Raw genomic sequence first — 18,777 nt, 5'->3', positions numbered from 1 at the left:
AGTCTAGTGCGTGCGCGGTGCCGGCCCGGCTGCCCTGGCCAGCCGCCCGGCTACCTCCCGGGCCTGCACTCGCATCTCCTCGGGTGCCAGGATCTCGAACTCAATGCCCAGCCCGGCAATCCGGATCAGCGGCAGCTCCAGGGAATCCCAGCCGCTCCGCAGCAGAGTGTGGCCGGGGCCATCGGCTTCCAGGACGGCCACCTCGGCAGGAACCTGTTCGGCAACGGCGCCCAGCGGTGCCGCGATCCGGAGGACGACGTCGTACCGGTAGGGGCTGCGCGTGATGGCAGCCTGGACGTAGGCGGCCAGGTCCCGGGCCGGCAGCGGCCGCGGCACGAACCGTTCTCGGGGGACGGGAATGGACTGGCAGCGGTCGACCCGGAATGTGCGCCAATCCTGGCGGTCCGCATCCCAGGCAACCAAATACCACCGCCGGCCCGTGCTGACCAGCTTGTAGGGCTCCACCATCCGCCGCCCTTCGGCTGCCTCAAGGCCCTGGTACCGGAATGCGGTGACCCGCCGTTCCGAAATAGCGGTGGAGAACGCGGTGAGGATATCCGGATTCACTGCCGAGGCGGTGGCCGCCGGGCCGGCGAGCACGCTGACGGACTGGCGCAGGGAGGAGAATTTTGGCCGCAGGCGCGCGGGCAGAACCTGCTCCAGCTTTGCCAGCGCCCGGATCGAGGCCTCGCCAATGCCGGACACCGGCCCGGAGGCGACGGCGGTCAGGCCCAGGGCAACGGCGAGGGCTTCCTCGTCGTCGAGCAGCAGAGGCGGCAGCTGCGCGCCGGCGCCCAGCTGGTAGCCGCCCGCGATGCCGGGGGACGCGGAAATGGGGTACCCAAGGGTCCGGAGCTTGCCGATGTCCCGCCGCACCGTCCGTTCGGTGACCGCCATGCGGTCCGCGAGCGCCGCTCCGGTCCATTCCCTGCGCAGCTGAAGCAGGGAGAGCAGGTGCAGCAGCCTGGCGGATGTCTCGAGCATGGGACCAAGCTACTCCGGTATGCGGACAGAAGCTGTCCTGATCTAAATCAGTGAACCCGGGCCGTTAGAGAGAAGAGCCCCCGGGCGCCTGGAAGAAGCGGCGCCCGGGGGACAGGTACGGCAGGCCTGCAGTGAAGAGGCCTAACGGAACCGGGGCTGGTACTGCTGGTCGTTGTACATCTCGCGCAGGGCACTGACATCCGCGAGCTCGCTGCCGTTCCACGGGCGCCCGGACGGGACCGGTGGAAGGTGGCCGCGGCCGTCTCGGCGGATGCTGATGGCTACGGAGACGATGCTGCTGATGAGGAGAACGGCTAGGAGGGTGATCAGAAAGAGGTCCATGACTTAAGGCTCGTCCTGTCTGTCGAAAAAAATAAGTGGCAGAAATGACCATGACCAATAATAAACTGCCATACTTTGGACATGCTCAAATCCGTAGCCGTTATTGCCCTGGACAACGTGGGAATCTTCGAGCTGGGCCTGCTCGGGGAGATCTTCGGAATCGACCGGTCTGCCCGCGGATCCGGAATTCCCCGCTTCGACTTCACCATCGTGACCGCTGAGCCGGGCACCGTGCGGACCGGGGCAGGGTTCAGCATCGACGTCCCCAAGGGCCTGGACGCCGCCCGGAGCGCTGACCTGGTGGTCATGGCACCGTTTGGCAGGGTGGACGCCGCCGGTATGCCGGAAGCAGTGCTGGACTTGCTTCGCGAATCCCAGGAGCGCGGTGCCTGGGTGATGTCTGTCTGCACGGGATCCTTCGCCCTGGCTGAAGCCGGCATTCTGGACGGCCGCAAGGCCACCACCCATTGGCGGTACTCGGATGAACTGGCTGCCGCCTATCCGCGCGTGCTGGTTGACGAGAACGTCCTCTACGTGCAGGACGGCACCGTCATTACCAGCGCCGGAACAGCGGCGGGAATCGATGCAGCCCTGCATCTGGTGCGCCAGGAAGTGGGCGCCAAGCCGGCAGCCGCGATCGCCCGGGACATGGTGGTGCCACCCCACCGGGACGGCGGGCAGGCGCAGTATGTGGACCGTCCCCTCTCGATCACCGGCTGCGACACCCTGGAAGACGTGCTGGTCTGGATCAACACCAATCTGGAGGAAGAGCATTCCGTGGCTGCGCTCGCAGAACGGGCGCATATGTCCGAACGGACTTTCGCGCGGCGGTTCAAGGCGGAAACCGGCACCACCCCGTCCGCCTGGATCAACGCGCAGCGGGTCCTCCAGGCACAGGAACTCCTGGAGGAATCCGAGCTGACCATTGAGGAAGTGGCCCGCGCCGTCGGATTCGGGCAGGCCGTGCTGCTGCGGCACCACTTTAACCGCGACGTCGGCATCAGCCCGGCTGCGTACCGCCGGGCGTTCCGGGGCGGAGCTCCGGTCAGCATCCGGTCCAGGTCCGCCAGCTGAAGCTCCTTTAGCCCCCGGAAACCTGCCTACCCCCGCGGAATGTTGCGCAGGTTGCTGCGCGCCATGCTGACGGCCTGGCCGGCACCCTTGTTCAGCACCACCTTGGACATGGCGGTGGCGAACCCGCGCACCTGCTCGGTGGTGATCTTCGGCGGGATGGACAGGGCGTTGGGGTCGGTGATCAGCTCCACGAAGGACGGTCCCGGGTGCGCGAACGCCGCGCGGTAGGCGTTCATGATCTCCGCGGGGTCGGTTACCCGCACGGAGTGGAAACCCATGGCGGAGGCAATGGCCGCGTAGTTGGTATCCGGGACGTCCACTGCGTAGTCGGGCAGCCCGTCCACCAGCATTTCCAGCTTGACCATGCCCAGGGTGGAGTTGTTGAACAGCACCACGTTCAGGGGCAGGTTGTACATCCGGACGGTGAGCAGTTCGCCGAGCAGCATTGACAGTCCGCCGTCGCCGCAGACCGCCACCACCTGGCGGTCGGGATGTGAGACCTGGGCGCCCATGGCATGGGGGAGCGCGTTGGCCATGGTGCCGTGCAGGTAGGAGCCCAGGAGGCGGCGGGTCCCGAGGGGATTGATGTACCTGGCAGTCCAGACGTTGCACATACCGGTGTCAGCGGTGAAAACGGCGTCCCGCGCCGCTGCCTCGTCCAGGAGGGAGGCAGCGTATTCGGGGTGGATGGGCCGCAGCTTTTCCGCCTTCTGCGTATACGCGCCCACGGCTTTGTTCATGAGCCGGTCGTGCTTTTTCAGCATGTCATCCAGGAACCGGTGCTCCTTCTTCTTCTCCACCAGGGGCAGCAGTGCCTCCAGTGTGGCCAGGACATCGCCATGGACTGCAATATCGACGTCGGTGCGCCGGCCCAGCCGCTCGGCGGCACGGTCCACCTGGGCGGTCTTGGTGTCTGGAAGGAACTGGTTGTACGGAAAATCGGTGCCCAGCAGGATCAGCAGGTCCGCTTCCTTGATTCCCTCGGCCGCCGCTCCGTAGCCCAGCAGCCCGGTCATGCCTACATCGTTGGGATTGTCGTACTGGATGAAGTCCTTGCCCCGGAGCGAATGGCCCACCGGCGCGTTGATCTTCGCTGCAAGCTCCACCACGGCGTCGTGGGCTCCCTCCGCACCGATCCCGACGAAGAGCGCAACCTTGGTGGCCTCATTCACGGCCGCAGCGAGCTCGGTGACGCTCTCGGCTGCCGGAACCACCGCGGCCGGCTGGAAGTGGGCTGCGGCTGGAGTGGGAGCCGTCGCTTCCATCCCGGCGATGTCGCCCGGGATGGTGACCACCGAGACCCCCTTCAGGGCAACGGCGTGCTGGATCGCGCTGTGCATAACGCGCGGGGCCTGGTCGGTGGTGCTGACCAGGGCCGAATACACCGAACACTCGGTGAAGAGCCGGTCCGGGTGTGTCTCCTGGAAAAATCCGCTGCCGATCTGGGCGCTGGGGATGTGCGAGGCAATGGCCAGCACCGGCGCGCCGCTGCGGTTGGCGTCATAGAGGCCGTTGATCAGGTGGAGATTCCCCGGCCCGCAGGACCCTGCGCAGACCGCCAGCTTTCCCGTCAACTGGGCCTCCGCGGAGGCAGCCAGCGCGGCGGCTTCCTCATGCCGGACATGGATCCAGTCGATCCCGCCCTGCTTCGATCCGCCGGTGCGGCGCACAGCGTCCACAATCGGATTCAGGCTGTCCCCGACGATTCCGTAGATGCGCTCGACTCCTGCGGAGCGAAGCTGTTCGATCAGTTGGGTGGCGAGCTGCTTGGACATGAGGTGCTCCCGGCTACTGGGCGCCAGTCGTCCGGCTGGCACCCGGTGGGTGGTTTGGCGGAATGAAGACGTACTCCGGCCAGCCACAACCGTTCCGAAGGGAAGCATGCTGCCGACCGGACTTCCAATGCTACGCACCGCTGTTGCGCCCACCAAGTCTGCCCGGCGGGCCGCAGGGCCCAGGACGGCAGGTGCGCCCGGCCGCAGACACACCGATTCAGCCTGGAGGATGGAATGTCTCCACCTGGAGGATGGAAATTCTCCGGAAGCACCGTTTCATCCCCGGAGCAGCCCGGATCTGGTGATAGCGTCCATCCCAGTCAAACCGGGACATAAGGCGTTTCTGCACAGGCAGGGTGCCGGTTCCCGGGTAAAAAAGTACGCGGCTGGCCCCACCCGGCAGCGGTCTCTATCCTCAATTGGAGAGCCCCATGGGTGTTGCCAGGCGCATCGTTTTTCCCGTCCTTTGGCTGGTGGTGTTCGCGGTTATAGCCGCGGCCCTGTTCAAGCTGGCCTTCCTCGATGGGCTCAGCGCCCAGGCCGGAACCGAGGCCCCGTCAGCGCAGCTTCAGACGGCTACGGTGCAGGCCGCCCGGGGGACCATCACCAACACAGTCGACGTCCAGGGATCCGTGGTTTCGGATCCGGCCGTTCCGGTGCGCAGCACCACCGACGGATCGGTTGTCTACATTGATACGGCGGCAGGGGAACAGATCGAGAAGGGCGACCGGCTCTTCCAGGTCCGCAAGCTCGTGGAGGACCAGCCGGCGCCGCAGCCTGTCCCCGACGGCGAGTCCGCCCCGGCACCCGCTGCCCCGCTCTACACCTTCATTGACGTCACTGCCACGGAGTCAGGAACCCTGAGCAGCTTCCCGGTGCTGCTGAACCAGCAGGTCAGCGTGGGAACAGAAATTGCCTCAATCGACCCCGGCACGTTTTCCGTCCAGGGCGGATTGACCACCGATCAGCAGTTCCGCATCCTGGACCGGCCGAACACCGCCGAAGTAACGATCAAGGGCGGGCCCGCTCCCTTTGCGTGCAGCGACGTCACCATGGGCAAGACGGCTCCCGCAGCGGAAGGCATCACCACCCAGGCCCAGGCCCAGGCCCCGGCCGGGCCGCAGGGGGATCCCGGCGGGCAGGGTTCCGGCACCGTGACCTGCTCCGTTCCGGAGGGCGTCTCGGTCTTCGCCGGTCTCGGAGCTTCCATCACCATCACGGCCGGCCAGGCCCTTGACGCCGTGACGGTACCAACGACGGCGGTGCAGGGCGTGGTGCAGAACGGCGTCGTCTGGGTGGTCACGGCTCCGGGCGCCTCCGAGGAGCGGACGGTCAGCCTGGGCCTCACGGATGGACAGCTGGTGGAAGTCACCGAAGGCCTCAGTGAGGGTGAGGAGATCCTGCAGTTCGTCCCCGGCGCCGAATCGCCCCAGGACGACCAGCAGATGATGTACGGGCCCGGAGTGATGGGCGGATGAGCCTGGAACTGACCCCGCGGAGCACCCCGCTGGTATCCCTGGAAGGCGTCACGCGCAGCGTGGTGCTGCCCGACGGCGCAGTCCTGGGGATCCTCGACGGCGTCGACCTCCTGATCCACGGCGGTGACCACCTCTCTGTTGTGGGCCGCTCCGGTTCCGGCAAGTCAACGCTGCTGAACATCCTCGGCATGCTGGACGTTCCCACCACCGGACGCATGGAGTTTGACGGTGTCCCGGTGGAGTCGATGAGCGGCAATGCCCGGGCCGTGAAGCGCGGAAGCTCGGTGGGATTTATCTTCCAGCAGTTCAACCTGCTCGCCGAACGCACCGCCCTGGAAAACGTCATGACCCCGCTGCTCTATGCGCGGGGGCGTTCCTTCTGGCAGCGTGAGCGGATCGCCGCCCAGATGCTGGACCGGGTGGGACTGGGCGGCAGGCTGCAGGATAAACCGCAGAAACTCTCCGGCGGCGAGCAGCAGCGGGTGGCGATTGCGCGCGCCCTGGTCCGCGGTCCGCAGCTGATCCTCGCCGATGAACCCACCGGTGCGCTGGACATCGCGACGGGCCAGGCAGTGATGGAACTCCTGGACGAGGTGGTGGCCGAGTCCGGTGCCGCCCTGGTGACGATCACCCACGACCCCAATGTGGCGGCGCTCGCCGACCGGCACTACCTCCTGGACAGCGGGCATCTGCGCGCGGGAGCGGAGGTGGCAGCATGAGCCTCTCGGGAATTACCGCCTCGCTTGTGGAGGCCTGGACAGAGCTCCGAATCCATAAGGCCAGGATCCTGCTGGCGCTGATCGGCGTCGCGCTTTCCGTGGCGGCTCTCACCGCGGTGGTGGCGCTGGCGGACATGGCACGGGCGGCTATGGCCCAGGGCGCCGAGTCGCAGAGCGGGCGTCCGGCGACCCTCAGCGTGTCCGTGTACGCCATGGACGGGTCCGCGCCGGATGCCGCAGCACTGCGCGGGGCCTATGAGGGCGCTGCGGAGCGTTACGCGGTCGAATACGGCTCGCTGTATTTCCCCACCCAGGTGCCTTTCCAGTTCCCCGACGGTGTGGCACCGACCGACACCCATGTTGTGGACGCGGACTTCGGCACCATGCGGCGCGTAAACCTGCAGTCCGGTTCCTGGTTCACCGAGGCGGATTCCCAGCGTCTGGCACCGGCAGTGATCGTCAACGAAGCCTTCCACGCCCGGATGGGCTACCCGGACCTGTCCACAGAACCCGTGGTGCAGATCTGGAACGGTGCCCCGGTGGACGCGGTTATTACCGGGGTACGGGCAAACTCCCACCCGCAGGAATTCCCTGCCGTCTACATGCTGACCCCAGCCTTTGACCGGCTGGGACTGGCAGGCGGCGCCATGGGAGCGACACCGATGATGGAGCTGTGGGTGCCGGAAGAACTGGCCGTACCGCTGCAGGAGGCCATTACCGCTGACCTCGTGGCGCAGTTCCCCAACATGCAGGCGAACGTTTACCGGAACGACTACGCCGCCTGGGGAGACCCCTACGCGGTTATCCAGCTTGTTGTCGGCGGGGTCGCGGCCATGGTGATGCTCCTGGGTGCTGTTGGCCTGCTGAACATCTCAATGGTGACGGTCAAGTACCGGGTCCGGGAGATCGGGATCCGACGCAGTTTCGGGGCGACGTCCGGCAGGATCTTCTTCGGTGTGATGCTTGAGTCCGTGGTTGCCACGTTTGCCGCGGGAGTGGTGGGAGTCATGGCCGCCATCGCCGTCGTGAAACTGCCGATTGTCCAGCAGCAGATCGCCTCCGGCGTGGCCGAGCTCCCGCCGTTCCCGATCGAAGCTGCCCTGTTGGGCCTCGGAGCGGCCACCGCCGTCGGCACGCTCGCTGGACTGATCCCGGCGCTGGTGGCCGTACGCGTCAAGGTCATCGACGCGATCCGGTACTAGGCCGGGTCCGCACCAAAAGCCGTCAGCAGCCGAGCTCGGACTGCAGGTCGGCGCGGGCATCACGGACCTGGTCCAGTTCCCCGGACAGGGAATCGACCGCTTCCGGTATGGTCATTGACTCGTCGAGGTTCGTAACATTCTCGTCGAAGGTGTTCCAGGCGTCTTCGAGCGCCGCCCGGCGGTCTGCGTTGACATCCTCCAGCGCCGCGTCGAGGTCATTGAACTTGTTGGCCATGTTGTCCCGTTCGGCCCGGATCTCCTCAATGGTGGAGGAGGAATCCAGCGACTCGCGGGCCTGACTGACGGATTCGGTGAACTCGCTGTAGGCAGCGCAGGCCGAGGCAGTGTTCTCCTCGGGTGTGGTGCTTCCGCAGGCCGCGGCGGACAGTGCGAGCGCTGCGCCGAACATAACGGCAAGGGCCGGCCGGGTCCGGGACATGGGCGCCTCCTGGTTCAACTCTGGAATTCTGCCTGCCGTGGTGCGGCGGGAATGCTGCACCACTATGGCTGACATTCTCCGCCCCGGGGGTGGGAACCGGAAGGCAGGGGCAGCCCTGCCGCCGGGGCCCGAGGAAACTTTTAGGCAGGAGGAAAAACTCCACAAAAAAAGTCAGGCCGTAACTTCCCCCGCTGGGGTGGAGTTACGGCCTGACCGTCTCACATGCGTGCCCTCGATAGGATTCGAACCTACGGCCTGTTGCTCCGGAGGCAACCGCTCTATCCCCTGAGCTACGAGGGCGGGACACCGGTTACCATCACCACCAGCAATCAGTGGTTGAACCGGTATGTCCTGCAGGGACTAAAGAAGCTTAGCAGGTCCGGGCGGGTGCCCGGAAACCCGACCCGGGGTTAACCCCGGGCTAATAGCCCAGGAACGGGTCCGTGTGGATCCGGCGCACGCCGGCCCGGCGGACTTCGCTCCGGGCAAACGCAACGGCCGACGGCGATCCGGCCAGGAACGCGGAGCGTTCAGCGGCATCCGGCACGGCAACAAGCAGCCGCTGCGCATCCGGCAGGCCGGGACCAAGCCAGGTCCAGCCAGGGCGCTGCGGATCCTGGGGCGTGCACGCAAGGATCCGGACGCCCAGGCCTGCCAGCTCCGCGGCGTAGGCCAGTTCCTGCACGGATGAAGCAGCGTAGACCAGCACAATGTCCCGTCCGCTGGCCCCGCCGGAAAGTCCGTTGCTCAGGGAGCGCAGCTGGCTGATGAAGGGAGTGATTCCGATGCCAGAGGCCACCATCAGGACCTTCCGCGACGGATCACGGGGGAGCTGGAAATCCCCGCCCACGGTGGTGGCGGAGACCCGGGAGCCTGGTTTTACGCGCAGCAGCTTTGTTTTGAAGGAACTTCCGGGGGAGGAAACCCGCAGGGCAACGGAGACCGTGCCCGGATCGGCGGGGTCCGAGGTGATGCTGAAGACCCGCCGGAGCCCCCGCCCATCCGGATTTGGATGCGGAAGGCTCAGCTCCACGTACTGGCCCGCCCGGAAGCGCAGCGGACGCTCCGGTTCAAACACCAGTTCCCGCGATGTCGGTGTCAGCTCCCGCGTCTCGCGCAGGCGCAGGCTGATACCGCCGCGCTGGCCGACAGCGAAGGCCAGCAGGTTGCCGATCAGCAGGGCCAACTCCGGGGACATAAACACCGGCCCGAAGGAGAGCGGGGTGGCGAACAGGACACCAACGACGGCAGCCTCTGCCAGCCGCTGCCAGCGCAGCGGTGGCAGGGTCAGCGGTTCCGAAAGCATAAATCCGGCGAAGAACAGGATGGGGTAGGAGGTAAACGCGGTAGTCAGCCCGTCCAGGACGGACTCGCCGGAGGCAGCGAAGCGGACGCTCACGATTCCCACGGTGACCAGGACGAAAACCCCCGCCATCGGCAGGAGCCGGCTCCGGTAAAGCACCAGCAGGGCCGCGGGCAGGACAACGACCAGCATGAGGGGAGCGGCGACCCACCAGACCGGTGTGTTCAGCCCGGTCAGGCCAATTACGACGGCGCCCACAGCCGCCGGATTAAAGATGTGCCGGCGGCGCCAGACGAGGATGTACTTCGACGCGGTAGCCGCGAAGGCAGCCAGCACCACGGTTCCCAGCTCGGGTCCGCTGGTAGTGGGCCAGAAGAGGAAGAACAGCAGGAGCCCGGTGATCAGCGCCGAGTCAGTCTGCGGGTAAGTCCGGAACAGCAGCCCCATCACGCGGCTGGCAACCAGTGTGGAAACAACGGCGGTGGCCAGCGTCGCCCCCAGTTCCGCCGGCGTGTAGAAAAGTGCCCCGGTCAGCGAGAGCACAAATGACCAGGCGGCCAACGCAGTCAGCGCCAGCACGAGCATCCGGTACATGCTCATTTTCCCGAGCAGGCGCTGCAGCCGTGCGGTGGGGGGACTCAGGGATACGGTCATGAAAAGAGGACTCCAGCCATAGCATCGGAAAACTGTGCCCTGCCGTCGGAGAACATCCGGACGTAGTCGAAGCTGAACTCGGCTGCAAGCAGGGCGGGATCGGTCAAAAAAAGTGCGGTGGCCAGGCCATCGGCGGTCATGGCATCGCCGGCCAGGACCCAGGTCGCAGCCACGGCGTCCACAGGCTGGCCGGTGGACGCATCGAGGACGTGGTGAAGGCCGTTGCCCCAGCTCCGCCGGTTGGCCGCCGAGGCGCAGAGGGCGCGATCCTTCAGCTCTACGACGCCGATGGCCGCTCCGGCGTCGTAGGGGTGCTCCAGTGCGACCCGGAGGCCCATCTGCCCGGAATGGCGCATATCGGAACCGGCGTCAACCACTACGGCAGCATATCCGCGGGTGGTGAGCAGCTGCCAGACGAGGTCCACCAGCTGTCCTTTGCCGGCGGCGCCCACATCCACAGTGCCCGGCTGGTCCAGGGTAAGCGCGACGGTGTCCGGAGGCCCCGCCGCCCGCCAGGAAGCAGCGGACCCCCAGGAGGGCGCCGCGGACGGGGAGCCCTGTGGACGCAGCCGGTACCCGGGTCCGTAGCCGAGCTGCTCCAGCGACCCGCCGACCAGCGGGTTCAGCTTCCCCTGCGTCAGGGTTTCCAGCCGGTCGAAGAGCTGCAGCAGGGCAGCGGAATAGCCGGGCAGGACGGCGGTCCCGCCGCTGCGGGCCAGAGGAGCCAGGGCGGAATCCGGCCGGAAGCGGGAGAACGCGGCGTCATACTGGGCCACCAGCCCGGCCACCGCCTCCCGGGCAGCGGTATCCACCGGCACATCAGTGCTGACTTGCCACTGCGTGCCGATCGCTTCGAAGCCGTAGGACTCCATTGCCTAGCCCCTAGCCGGCCGCTTCGCCCTTGATCATGTCCAGGGCCTTGTTGAAGCCCTGGCTGGTGAGGGATGAACCCGCCACCTTGCCGACATCCAGGCTGTCGAGGGGCTTGCCCACAACCTGTTCCTGAATCCCGCCGGTGAATTCAGCCTGGTAGCGCTTCGACGTCGGATTGTTGCCCGACGGAGTGACCTCCAGCGCCGTCACCGTGCCGCCGGAGAGCGTCATCTTGACGGTGACTTCCTCCTGCTGGTTTGACGGCGGAATGTACGTACCGGTCCCGGTGTATTCGCCGTCCGCGTATTCCACGGTCCCGGAGCCTGCCGTGCTGCCGGCGGGTGACGTCGACGCAGGGGAGGTCTCCGGATTGTTTGTTGGGTTGGTCTCCTCAGTGGCCGCGCCGTTGGAGCCGCAGCCCGCCGTCCCCAGGAGGGTTAGCCCTGCAACAACGGTCAGGATGGGCTTCTTGGCCTGGGGGTTCACGGGGTCTCCTCTTGGTCTCTGGCTGGACTTCTCGGGGCATCGGACCGCGCGCCGCAGCCCGGTCAGCTGCGCAACGCGGAGATGCGTCCTCCTTTATTACAGCGCATGAACCTTGCCGGTTTCCTGCCGGGCGCTGGGAGCACCGGCACGGCAGCCCGGGTGCAGCACGGCAAACGGCAGGAATAAGGGTGGGGTGCGTGTCCCCGCTATGCTTAACCGGTGACTCCTGAAGAACTTTCCTCCGCCGTAACTGCCTGCCTCAAAGACGCCATCGATGCGGGTGAATTCAGCATCGAGCTTCCCTCCGAGGTTCGTGTGGAGCGTCCCAAGAACCGGGAGCATGGCGACTGGGCCACGAATATCGCTCTCCAGCTCTCGAAGCAGGCCGGTATGAACCCCCGCCAGTTCGCGGAAATCCTCTCCTCCCGGCTGGCGAAGATCGACGGCGTCGCGAAGGTGGACATTGCCGGTCCCGGTTTCCTGAACATCACCCTCGACGCCGGTGCCGCCGGTGAACTGGCCAAGGCCATCGTTGAAGCGGGCCCTGCCTACGGCCGCTCCGATGCCCTGTCCGGCACCCGCATCAACCTCGAGTTCGTCTCCGCGAACCCCACCGGACCGATCCACCTGGGCGGAACCCGCTGGGCCGCCGTCGGAGATGCCCTCGCCCGGGTCTTTGAATCCCAGGGCGCCGAAGTCACCCGCGAGTACTATTTCAACGACCACGGTGCGCAGATCGACCGTTTTGCCCGGTCCCTCCTGGCCTCGGCCAAGGGCGAGCCTGCCCCGGAAGACGGCTACGCCGGTGCTTACATCGAGGACATCGCCGCACGCGTCCTCGCCGTTGAACCGGACATCATGGAACTGCCGGAAGCGGAGGCCCAGGAGCGTTTCCGGGCCATCGGCGTGGACCTGATGTTCGGCGATATCAAGGAATCGCTGCACAACTTCGGCGTCGACTTCGATGTCTACTTCCATGAGGACTCGCTCCATGCGGACGGTCACGTGGAAAAGCTCCTGGACCAGCTGAAGGGCTCCGGGAACCTGTTCGAGAAGGACGGTGCCTGGTGGCTGAACTCCACGGACTTCGGTGACGACAAGGACCGCGTGGTCATCAAGTCGGACGGCAACGCTGCCTACATCGCCGGAGACATCGCCTACATCCAGAACAAGCGTGAGCGTGGCTTCGACCTCAACATCTACATGCTGGGGGCCGACCACCACGGTTACGTTGCGCGCCTGAAGGCCGCCGCCGCGGCCCTGGGGCACGACCCGGCGTGCGTCGAGGTGCTGATCGGCCAGATGGTGAACCTGGTCAAGGATGGCAAGCCGGTCCGTATGTCCAAGCGCGCCGGAACCGTCGTCACGCTCGAGGACCTGGTCGACGCTGTTGGTGTTGACGCTGCCCGCTACACCCTGGCCCGTTTCTCCGCTGACTCCAACATCGACGTCGACCTGGACCTGCTGACCAAGCGCAGCAACGAGAACCCGGTGTTCTATGTCCAGTACGCCCATGCCCGGACCTACGCCCTGGCCCGCAATGCGGAAGCCGCCGGCGTGGACGATTCCGCCTTCGATGCCGCGCTGCTCACGCACCCCACCGAAAGCGCCCTGCTGGCCGCCCTCGGCCAGTTCCCCGGCGTCGTGGCCCAGGCCAGCGCCTTCCGCGAACCGCACCGCGTGGCCCGCCACCTGGAAGTCATCGCCGGCACGTACCACCGCTGGTACGACGCCTGCCGGATCGCCCCGCAGAACGGTGAGGAAATCACCGACGTCAACCGCACCCGGCTGTGGCTGAACACCGCGGCCCGCCAGGTCCTGGCCAACGGTCTGGACCTGCTCGGTGTCTCCGCTCCGGAACGGATGTAGGCAGCCATGACCGCATCCGAGCTGGCACCTGACTGGCTGAGCTACCCCGTAGACGCCAACGCACTCTCCGAAGACATCTGGGCGTGCGACGTGAGCCGCGGCGGCAACGGGGAACTGGAGATTTCCGGCATCCCGGTCTCGGCCCTGGCCGACGAGTTCGGCACACCGCTGTTCGTGGTCTCCGAAGCGGACTTCCGCGCCCGCGCCAGGGACTTCAAGGACTCCTTTGATGCGGCGTTCGCCGAATTGTGCGGGGGAGTGGACGTCTACTACGCAGGCAAGTCTTTCCTCTGCACCGAAATTGCCCGCTGGGTGGCTGACGAAGGGCTCCGGCTGGACACCTGCTCCGGCGGCGAACTTGCCGTCGCCAAGCGTGCCGGTATTCCGGGCGCCAACCTGGGACTGCACGGCAACAACAAGTCCGACGCCGAGCTGAACCGCGCCCTGGAGATGGACCTGGGCCGGATCGTCGTCGACTCGCTGCCGGAGCTGGACCGGCTGGGCGCCATCGCCCAGGGCCGCGGTGTCCGCGCCAACGTGATGCTGCGCCTGACCCCCGGTGTCCACGCACACACCCACGAGTTCATCGCCACTGCGCATGAGGACCAGAAGTTCGGCCTGTCCATGGCGCCGGATCCGGAAACGGGTGCCTCACCTGCCGCGGCGGCCGTCACGGCAGCGCTGGGGAATCCCGGGATCCGTCTGCTGGGACTGCACAGCCACATCGGTTCGCAGATCTTCGATCCGGCCGGCTTTGAGCTTGCTGCCCGCCGCCTGCTGGCGTTTATGGCGGAAATCAAGCAGGTCCACGGCGTCGAACTACCCGAACTTGACCTGGGCGGCGGCTACGGCATCGCCTACACGGAAGCCGACACCCCGCGCCCCGCGGCGGAAATCGCCAAGGCCATGGCCGCCGTCGTCGGAGCCACCTGCACCGAACTGGAACTGGCCGTTCCACGTATTTCGATTGAACCCGGACGCGCGATCGTGGGTCCGACCACCTTCACGCTCTACCGCACCGGGACGATCAAGACGGTCCGCGTTGACACCCCCGGCGGCGGGAGTGCTCCCCGCCGGTACGTCTCAGTCGACGGCGGAATGAGCGACAACGCCCGGCCGGTCCTCTACGACGCCGATTACACCGCCGTGCTGGCCTCCCGCACCTCGAATCATGACGCGGTTATGTCGCGCGTGGTTGGCAAACACTGCGAGAGCGGGGACATAGTAGTCAGGGATGTTTACCTGCCCTCGGATGTAGACCACGGGGACCTGCTGGCCGTTCCCGGCACCGGCGCCTACTGCTGGGCGCTCTCCAGCAACTACAACTACATCGCCCGCCCGCCCGTCGTCGCTGTCCGTGATGGTGCTGCGCGGCTGATCATCCGCGGCGAAACCGAAGACGACCTGCTGGCGCGGGACGTCTCAGAACCGGCATAGGAGAAGGCACAGAAATGAAGACCCTCAAAGTAGCCCTGTTGGGATGCGGCAACGTGGGATCCCAGGTGGCACGAATCCTCCTTGATGATGCCGCTGACCTCACTGCCCGCACAGGTGCCCGCCTGGAACTGACCGGCATTGCGGTGCGTAACCCGGATGCTCCCCGCGACGCGGACCTGCCCCGGGACCTGTTCACCACCGACGCGGAAGCGCTCGTCGAATCCGCGGACATCGTTATTGAACTCATGGGCGGAATTGAACCGGCCCGCACCCTGATCCTGCACGCCATCGGCCACGGCGCTTCCGTGGTCACCGGCAACAAGGCACTGCTGGCCGCCGACGGCGCGGCCCTATACGAGAAGGCCGACGCCGCCGGCGTCCGCCTGGCCTACGAAGCCGCCGTCGCCGGCGCCATCCCGATCCTGGGCCCGATCCGTGACAGCCTTTCCGGCGACCGGATCACCCGTGTGCTCGGTATCGTCAACGGCACCACCAACTACATCCTGGACCAGATGGACTCAACCGGTGCGCAGTTCGCTGACGCACTGGCCGAGGCCCAGCGCCTGGGCTACGCCGAAGCGGATCCCACCGCCGACGTCGGAGGCCACGACGCCGCCGCGAAGGGCGCCATCCTGGCGTCCCTGGCGTTCCACACCACGTTCGAGATGAAGAACGTCTCCTGCGAGGGCATCACCGCCATCACGGCCCAGGACATCGCCGCGGCAAAGGACGCCGGGTTTGTCATCAAGCTGCTCGCGATTGCCGAGAAGTTTGAGTCGGACGGCACCGAGGGTGTCAGTGTCCGCGTGCACCCCACCCTGCTGCCGCGCACGCACCCGCTGGCCGCTGTCCGCGGGGCCTTCAACGCCGTGTTCGTCGAGGCCGAGAACGCCGGCGAGCTGATGTTCTACGGCCAGGGCGCCGGCGGCACCCCCACCTCCTCCGCCGTGATGGGCGACGTCGTCACTGTCGCCCGCCGCCTGGTGCTCGGCGGCCACATGGGCGTTGAGGCCGCTTCCGGGCACGTTCCGGCCCTGCCGCTGGAGACGGTCACCACCAGCTACAGCATCGGACTCGACGTCGCTGACGCCACCGGCGTCCTTGCCGCCGTCGCACGGGTCTTCGCCGAGCACGGCGTCTCCATCGAAACCATGCGGCAGAAAAGCCATACCGATGCAGCCGGAGCGTCCGCCGAACTGCGCTTCGTCACGCACCGGGCACCCGAGGCCGCTCTTGCGGCCACCGTTGAGGCCATCAAGGGCCTGGACGTCATCAATTCCGTCACATCCGTCCTGCGGGTAGAAGGGGTCTAGAACCGTGGCTCATCAATGGCGCGGCGTTATCCGCGAATACGCCGACCGTCTGCCGGTAACCGAAAACACCGAGGTCATCACCCTCGGTGAGGGCGGCACACCGCTGGTTTACGCAAAGGCCCTCTCGGAGCTGACCGGCAACGAGGTCTACCTCAAGGTCGAAGGCATGAACCCCACCGGGTCCTTCAAGGACCGCGGCATGACCATGGCCATGACCGCCGCCGTGGAAGCCGGAGCGAAGGCCGTTGTCTGCGCCTCCACCGGCAACACCAGCGCGTCAGCGGCTGCCTACGCCACCCAGGCCGGGATCACGTGCGCCGTGCTGGTTCCGGACGGCAAGATCTCCATGGGCAAGCTCAGCCAGGCAATCGCCCACGGCGCACAGCTGCTGCAGGTCAACGGTAACTTCGACAACTGCCTCGACGTCGCCCGCAAGCTCGCCGAGGCCTACCCTGTCTTCCTGGTCAACTCGGTGAACCCGGCCCGCATCGAAGGACAGAAGACTGCGTCCTTCGAGGTCGTGGACTTCCTGGGCGACGCTCCTGACTACCACCTGCTGCCCGTCGGCAACGCCGGCAATATCACGGCCTACTGGCGCGGCTACCAGGAATACGCCCAGCCCTGGACGAACAACGCCGGCGTTGAACTGGCCCCCGTGGCCACCAAGACACCGGTCATGTGGGGTTTCCAGGCCGAGGGCGCGTCCCCGCTGGTCAAGGGCCACCCGGTAACGGAACCAGACACCATCGCCACCGCCATCCGGATCGGCAACCCGGCGTCCTGGGATCAGGCCATCGCCGCCCGCGACGAATCCGGCGGCCTGATCGAAGCGGTCAGCGACACCGAAATCCTTGAAGCCCACCGCTGGCTGTCCTCCCGTGAAGGCGTCTTCGTGGAGCCGGCTTCCGCTGCCGGCGTCGCAGGCCTGCTCAAAAAGCACGCCGCGGGGGAAGTGCCCACCGGCAAGAAGATCGTCATCACCGTCACCGGCCATGGCCTGAAGGACCCGCAGTGGGCACTTCGGACCGCCGACGGTTCGGACGTCGAGCCGACCAAGGTGGAGTTCGACGTCGTTAGCGTTGCTGCAGCGCTGGGCCTCGAAGAGGCCGCCCCCGCGGCCGCCCGCTAAGCGAAGCCGATGCAGGTGAAACAGGTAAACCAGGACACCGGCGAGGCCGCACCCGTGCAGGTTGCTTCCGGCCAGGACATCACCGTCAGCGTGCCGGCCACGAGTGCGAACCTCGGTCCCGGCTTTGACAGCCTGGGCATGGCCGTGAGCCTGTTCGACACCGTGCGGGTCCGGACGAACGACACCGGTCGCATCAGCGTCCGGGTCCGCGGCGAGGGTGCAGCCACGCTTCCCAGCGATGGAACGCACCTCGTCGCACGGACCATCGCGGATACGATCCGCAGTGCGGGCTACGGCGTCGACGGTTTTGAACTCGAATGCGAGAACGTCATACCGCACGGGCGGGGGCTGGGTTCCTCGGCGTCGGCCATCGTCTCCGGCGTGCTGGCAGGCAACGCCCTGCTCCCTGCGGAAGCACAGCTCGACGCCGCCGGCCTGCTGCACGCCTGCTCGGCGCTGGAGGGCCATCCGGACAACGTGGCTCCTGCCCTGGGTGGCGGCCTTGCCGTCTCATGGGAAGAAGCGGGCCGTTTCCGCTCCGCCAAGGCACAGGTGCATCCCGAGGTTGTGCCCGTGGTGGCCATCCCGGCAACTGAACTTTCCACGGAGAGTGCACGCGGACTGCTGCCACAGAGCGTGCCGCACCGGGACGCAGCCGCGAACTCCGGCCGGGCTGCCCTGCTGATGCACGCGCTGACCACCGACCCGGCGCTGCTGCTGGCCGCGACCGAGGATTTCCTGCATCAGGCCTACCGGGCACCGGCAATGCAGCCCAGTGCCGCGCTGGTTCGTGCCCTGCGCGCGGCGGGATTCGCGGCCGTGATATCCGGCGCCGGGCCGACAGTTATGACGCTTGCGTCCGGCGCTGAAGAGGCTGCTGCCGCGGAAGCCTTCATTGCCGCGCACCTTGCCGCGGAGGCCCTGGAGAATTGGTGCGTGCTGCGGCTTGGCGTAGACCAAGATGGTGCTAGAGTGGTAATGCACCAGCGGTAAATACCCGTACTTCGATGTATGACCGTATTTGTGCTTCCACCGGCATGGTCGTCCGTTTCTGTGGACCACCGAGGCTCCTCCCTAACCCGGATTGTGGAGCGTTTTGCATAGGTATCAGCCCAGAAGCTGATAGCCGTGCATCGTTCATAACGATTCGGACGGCAGGGTGAAGTCAGTCCGTGGAAACGCAAGCATCGGTGTAGCCTTCCGGAGACTGCCAAGAAACGGTCAGTCGCATGAGCAGTGATCGTGATGTTTTCCGGCAGCGAAGCTGCCGAAACTCCCATGGACTCTCCAAACAAGGCACCAGCAGATTCACCGTTGCGGAATTTCTACCTGCAACCGGTGAACCCTGAACCGTATGTCGAATCAACGGTTCCAGGGCCATTCAACGCGGCCGGCAATGCGCCGGACCGCCCGACGAGGGGGAAGGATCCTTCGTGACAGATACCACCGACCTGACTGCAGGTGTGGACTCATCAGCATCCGCCGGTTCCAACGGTGAGGCGACTTCCAAGAGCTCCGGGCTCGCCGGCCTGAAGCTTGCACAGCTGCAGGCACTGGCCGGCCAGCTGGGCATCACCGGAGGCTCGCGGATGCGCAAGGGAGACCTGGTTACGGCCATCTCCAACCACCAGCGTGGTGGCGCAGTCGCTGACCGTCCGGTCCGCGGCTCCAAGTCCGAGGCCCCGCAGGGCGAGAAGGCC

At 66.4% G+C, this 18,777-nt stretch carries 17 protein-coding genes and 1 tRNA gene; 10 read left to right on the top strand and 8 right to left on the bottom strand.

What is annotated here, in order from left to right; translation table 11 throughout:
* Positions 1-3: 3 nt before the first annotated feature.
* On the bottom strand, positions 4-984 hold the full coding sequence (locus tag RTN46_RS03355; RefSeq protein ID WP_312179009.1) for a YafY family protein: 981 nt from the start codon (positions 982-984) through the stop codon (positions 4-6).
* A gap of 141 nt (positions 985-1,125) precedes the next feature.
* Entirely contained in the window at positions 1,126-1,326 is a 201-nt protein-coding gene (locus RTN46_RS03350) for a hypothetical protein (protein WP_312179008.1), read from the bottom strand.
* Positions 1,327-1,407: 81 nt separating this feature from the next.
* Here RTN46_RS03350 and RTN46_RS03345 point away from each other — a divergent pair, with 81 nt between their 5' ends.
* A complete protein-coding gene (locus tag RTN46_RS03345) occupies positions 1,408-2,400 on the top strand; it encodes a helix-turn-helix domain-containing protein (protein ID WP_312179007.1) in 993 nt (330 codons plus the stop codon).
* Positions 2,401-2,426: 26 nt separating this feature from the next.
* Here RTN46_RS03345 and RTN46_RS03340 read toward each other — a convergent pair whose 3' ends face one another.
* A complete protein-coding gene (locus RTN46_RS03340; RefSeq protein WP_312179005.1) occupies positions 2,427-4,175 on the bottom strand; it encodes a pyruvate dehydrogenase in 1,749 nt (582 codons plus the stop codon).
* Between the two features lie 431 nt (positions 4,176-4,606).
* Between RTN46_RS03340 and RTN46_RS03335 the strand changes: the two genes are divergently transcribed.
* From RTN46_RS03335 to RTN46_RS03325, 3 genes are read left to right on the top strand one after another with little or no spacing between them, the layout of a single operon-like run.
* The gene (locus RTN46_RS03335) at positions 4,607-5,653 is read left to right on the top strand and encodes a secretion protein HlyD (RefSeq protein WP_312179004.1); all 1,047 of its coding nucleotides are present in this window, start codon (positions 4,607-4,609) and stop codon (positions 5,651-5,653) included.
* Positions 5,650-6,372: an ABC transporter ATP-binding protein gene (locus tag RTN46_RS03330; RefSeq protein ID WP_312179003.1), complete on the top strand. Its 723-nt coding sequence runs from the start codon at positions 5,650-5,652 to the stop codon at positions 6,370-6,372. Before RTN46_RS03335 ends, RTN46_RS03330 begins: the two co-directional genes overlap by 4 nt.
* Entirely contained in the window at positions 6,369-7,574 is a 1,206-nt protein-coding gene (locus RTN46_RS03325; protein WP_312179002.1) for an FtsX-like permease family protein, read from the top strand. The genes RTN46_RS03330 and RTN46_RS03325 overlap by 4 nt, the downstream gene beginning before the upstream one ends.
* Positions 7,575-7,596: 22 nt before the next feature.
* Here RTN46_RS03325 and RTN46_RS03320 read toward each other — a convergent pair whose 3' ends face one another.
* The 5 genes from RTN46_RS03320 to RTN46_RS03300 form a co-directional block, all read right to left on the bottom strand.
* Positions 7,597-8,013, bottom strand: coding sequence for a hypothetical protein (locus tag RTN46_RS03320; protein WP_312179001.1), 417 nt, complete (start codon positions 8,011-8,013; stop codon positions 7,597-7,599).
* A 227-nt stretch (positions 8,014-8,240) separates the two neighbouring features.
* Positions 8,241-8,313, bottom strand: a tRNA-Arg gene (locus RTN46_RS03315).
* A 121-nt stretch (positions 8,314-8,434) separates the two neighbouring features.
* Positions 8,435-9,970, bottom strand: coding sequence for an oxidoreductase (locus RTN46_RS03310; protein ID WP_312179000.1), 1,536 nt, complete (start codon positions 9,968-9,970; stop codon positions 8,435-8,437).
* Positions 9,967-10,842, bottom strand: coding sequence for an FAD:protein FMN transferase (locus RTN46_RS03305; protein WP_312178999.1), 876 nt, complete (start codon positions 10,840-10,842; stop codon positions 9,967-9,969). The genes RTN46_RS03310 and RTN46_RS03305 overlap by 4 nt, the downstream gene beginning before the upstream one ends.
* A gap of 10 nt (positions 10,843-10,852) precedes the next feature.
* A complete protein-coding gene (locus RTN46_RS03300; protein WP_312178998.1) occupies positions 10,853-11,329 on the bottom strand; it encodes a hypothetical protein in 477 nt (158 codons plus the stop codon).
* 219 nt (positions 11,330-11,548) lie between these two features.
* Between RTN46_RS03300 and argS the strand changes: the two genes are divergently transcribed.
* The 6 genes from argS to RTN46_RS03270 form a co-directional block, all read left to right on the top strand.
* Positions 11,549-13,198, top strand: a complete 1,650-nt coding sequence (argS, locus tag RTN46_RS03295; protein ID WP_312178997.1) for an arginine--tRNA ligase — start codon at positions 11,549-11,551, stop codon at positions 13,196-13,198.
* Between the two features lie 6 nt (positions 13,199-13,204).
* The gene (lysA, locus tag RTN46_RS03290; protein WP_312178996.1) at positions 13,205-14,635 is read left to right on the top strand and encodes a diaminopimelate decarboxylase; all 1,431 of its coding nucleotides are present in this window, start codon (positions 13,205-13,207) and stop codon (positions 14,633-14,635) included.
* 14 nt (positions 14,636-14,649) lie between these two features.
* Positions 14,650-15,948 (top strand): homoserine dehydrogenase, encoded by a 1,299-nt coding sequence (locus RTN46_RS03285; protein WP_312178995.1) that lies wholly within the window; start codon positions 14,650-14,652, stop codon positions 15,946-15,948.
* Between the two features lie 4 nt (positions 15,949-15,952).
* The gene (thrC, locus tag RTN46_RS03280; protein WP_312178994.1) at positions 15,953-17,077 is read left to right on the top strand and encodes a threonine synthase; all 1,125 of its coding nucleotides are present in this window, start codon (positions 15,953-15,955) and stop codon (positions 17,075-17,077) included.
* Between the two features lie 15 nt (positions 17,078-17,092).
* Entirely contained in the window at positions 17,093-18,070 is a 978-nt protein-coding gene (gene thrB / locus RTN46_RS03275; protein ID WP_312178993.1) for a homoserine kinase, read from the top strand.
* 440 nt (positions 18,071-18,510) lie between these two features.
* On the top strand, positions 18,511-18,777 hold a 267-nt coding region (locus RTN46_RS03270), incomplete at its 3' end, for a Rho termination factor N-terminal domain-containing protein (protein ID WP_312178992.1).

The organism is Arthrobacter sp., assembly GCF_031988865.1.
Lineage (GTDB): Bacteria > Actinomycetota > Actinomycetes > Actinomycetales > Micrococcaceae > Arthrobacter_B.
This window is presented reverse-complemented; position numbering and strand designations above follow the sequence as displayed.

Bases quoted from the DNA above. Each gene is read 5' to 3' on its own strand.
- RTN46_RS03355 (WP_312179009.1), bottom strand. From the start codon at position 984: ATGCTCGAGACATCCGCCAGGCTGCTGCACCTGCTCTCCCTGCTTCAG.
- RTN46_RS03350 (WP_312179008.1), bottom strand. From the start codon at position 1,326: ATGGACCTCTTTCTGATCACCCTCCTAGCCGTTCTCCTCATCAGCAGC.
- RTN46_RS03345 (WP_312179007.1), top strand. From the start codon at position 1,408: ATGCTCAAATCCGTAGCCGTTATTGCCCTGGACAACGTGGGAATCTTC.
- RTN46_RS03340 (WP_312179005.1), bottom strand. From the start codon at position 4,175: ATGTCCAAGCAGCTCGCCACCCAACTGATCGAACAGCTTCGCTCCGCA.
- RTN46_RS03335 (WP_312179004.1), top strand. From the start codon at position 4,607: ATGGGTGTTGCCAGGCGCATCGTTTTTCCCGTCCTTTGGCTGGTGGTG.
- RTN46_RS03330 (WP_312179003.1), top strand. From the start codon at position 5,650: ATGAGCCTGGAACTGACCCCGCGGAGCACCCCGCTGGTATCCCTGGAA.
- RTN46_RS03325 (WP_312179002.1), top strand. From the start codon at position 6,369: ATGAGCCTCTCGGGAATTACCGCCTCGCTTGTGGAGGCCTGGACAGAG.
- RTN46_RS03320 (WP_312179001.1), bottom strand. From the start codon at position 8,013: ATGTCCCGGACCCGGCCGGCCCTTGCCGTTATGTTCGGCGCAGCGCTC.
- RTN46_RS03310 (WP_312179000.1), bottom strand. From the start codon at position 9,970: ATGACCGTATCCCTGAGTCCCCCCACCGCACGGCTGCAGCGCCTGCTC.
- RTN46_RS03305 (WP_312178999.1), bottom strand. From the start codon at position 10,842: ATGGAGTCCTACGGCTTCGAAGCGATCGGCACGCAGTGGCAAGTCAGC.
- lysA (WP_312178996.1), top strand. From the start codon at position 13,205: ATGACCGCATCCGAGCTGGCACCTGACTGGCTGAGCTACCCCGTAGAC.
- RTN46_RS03285 (WP_312178995.1), top strand. From the start codon at position 14,650: ATGAAGACCCTCAAAGTAGCCCTGTTGGGATGCGGCAACGTGGGATCC.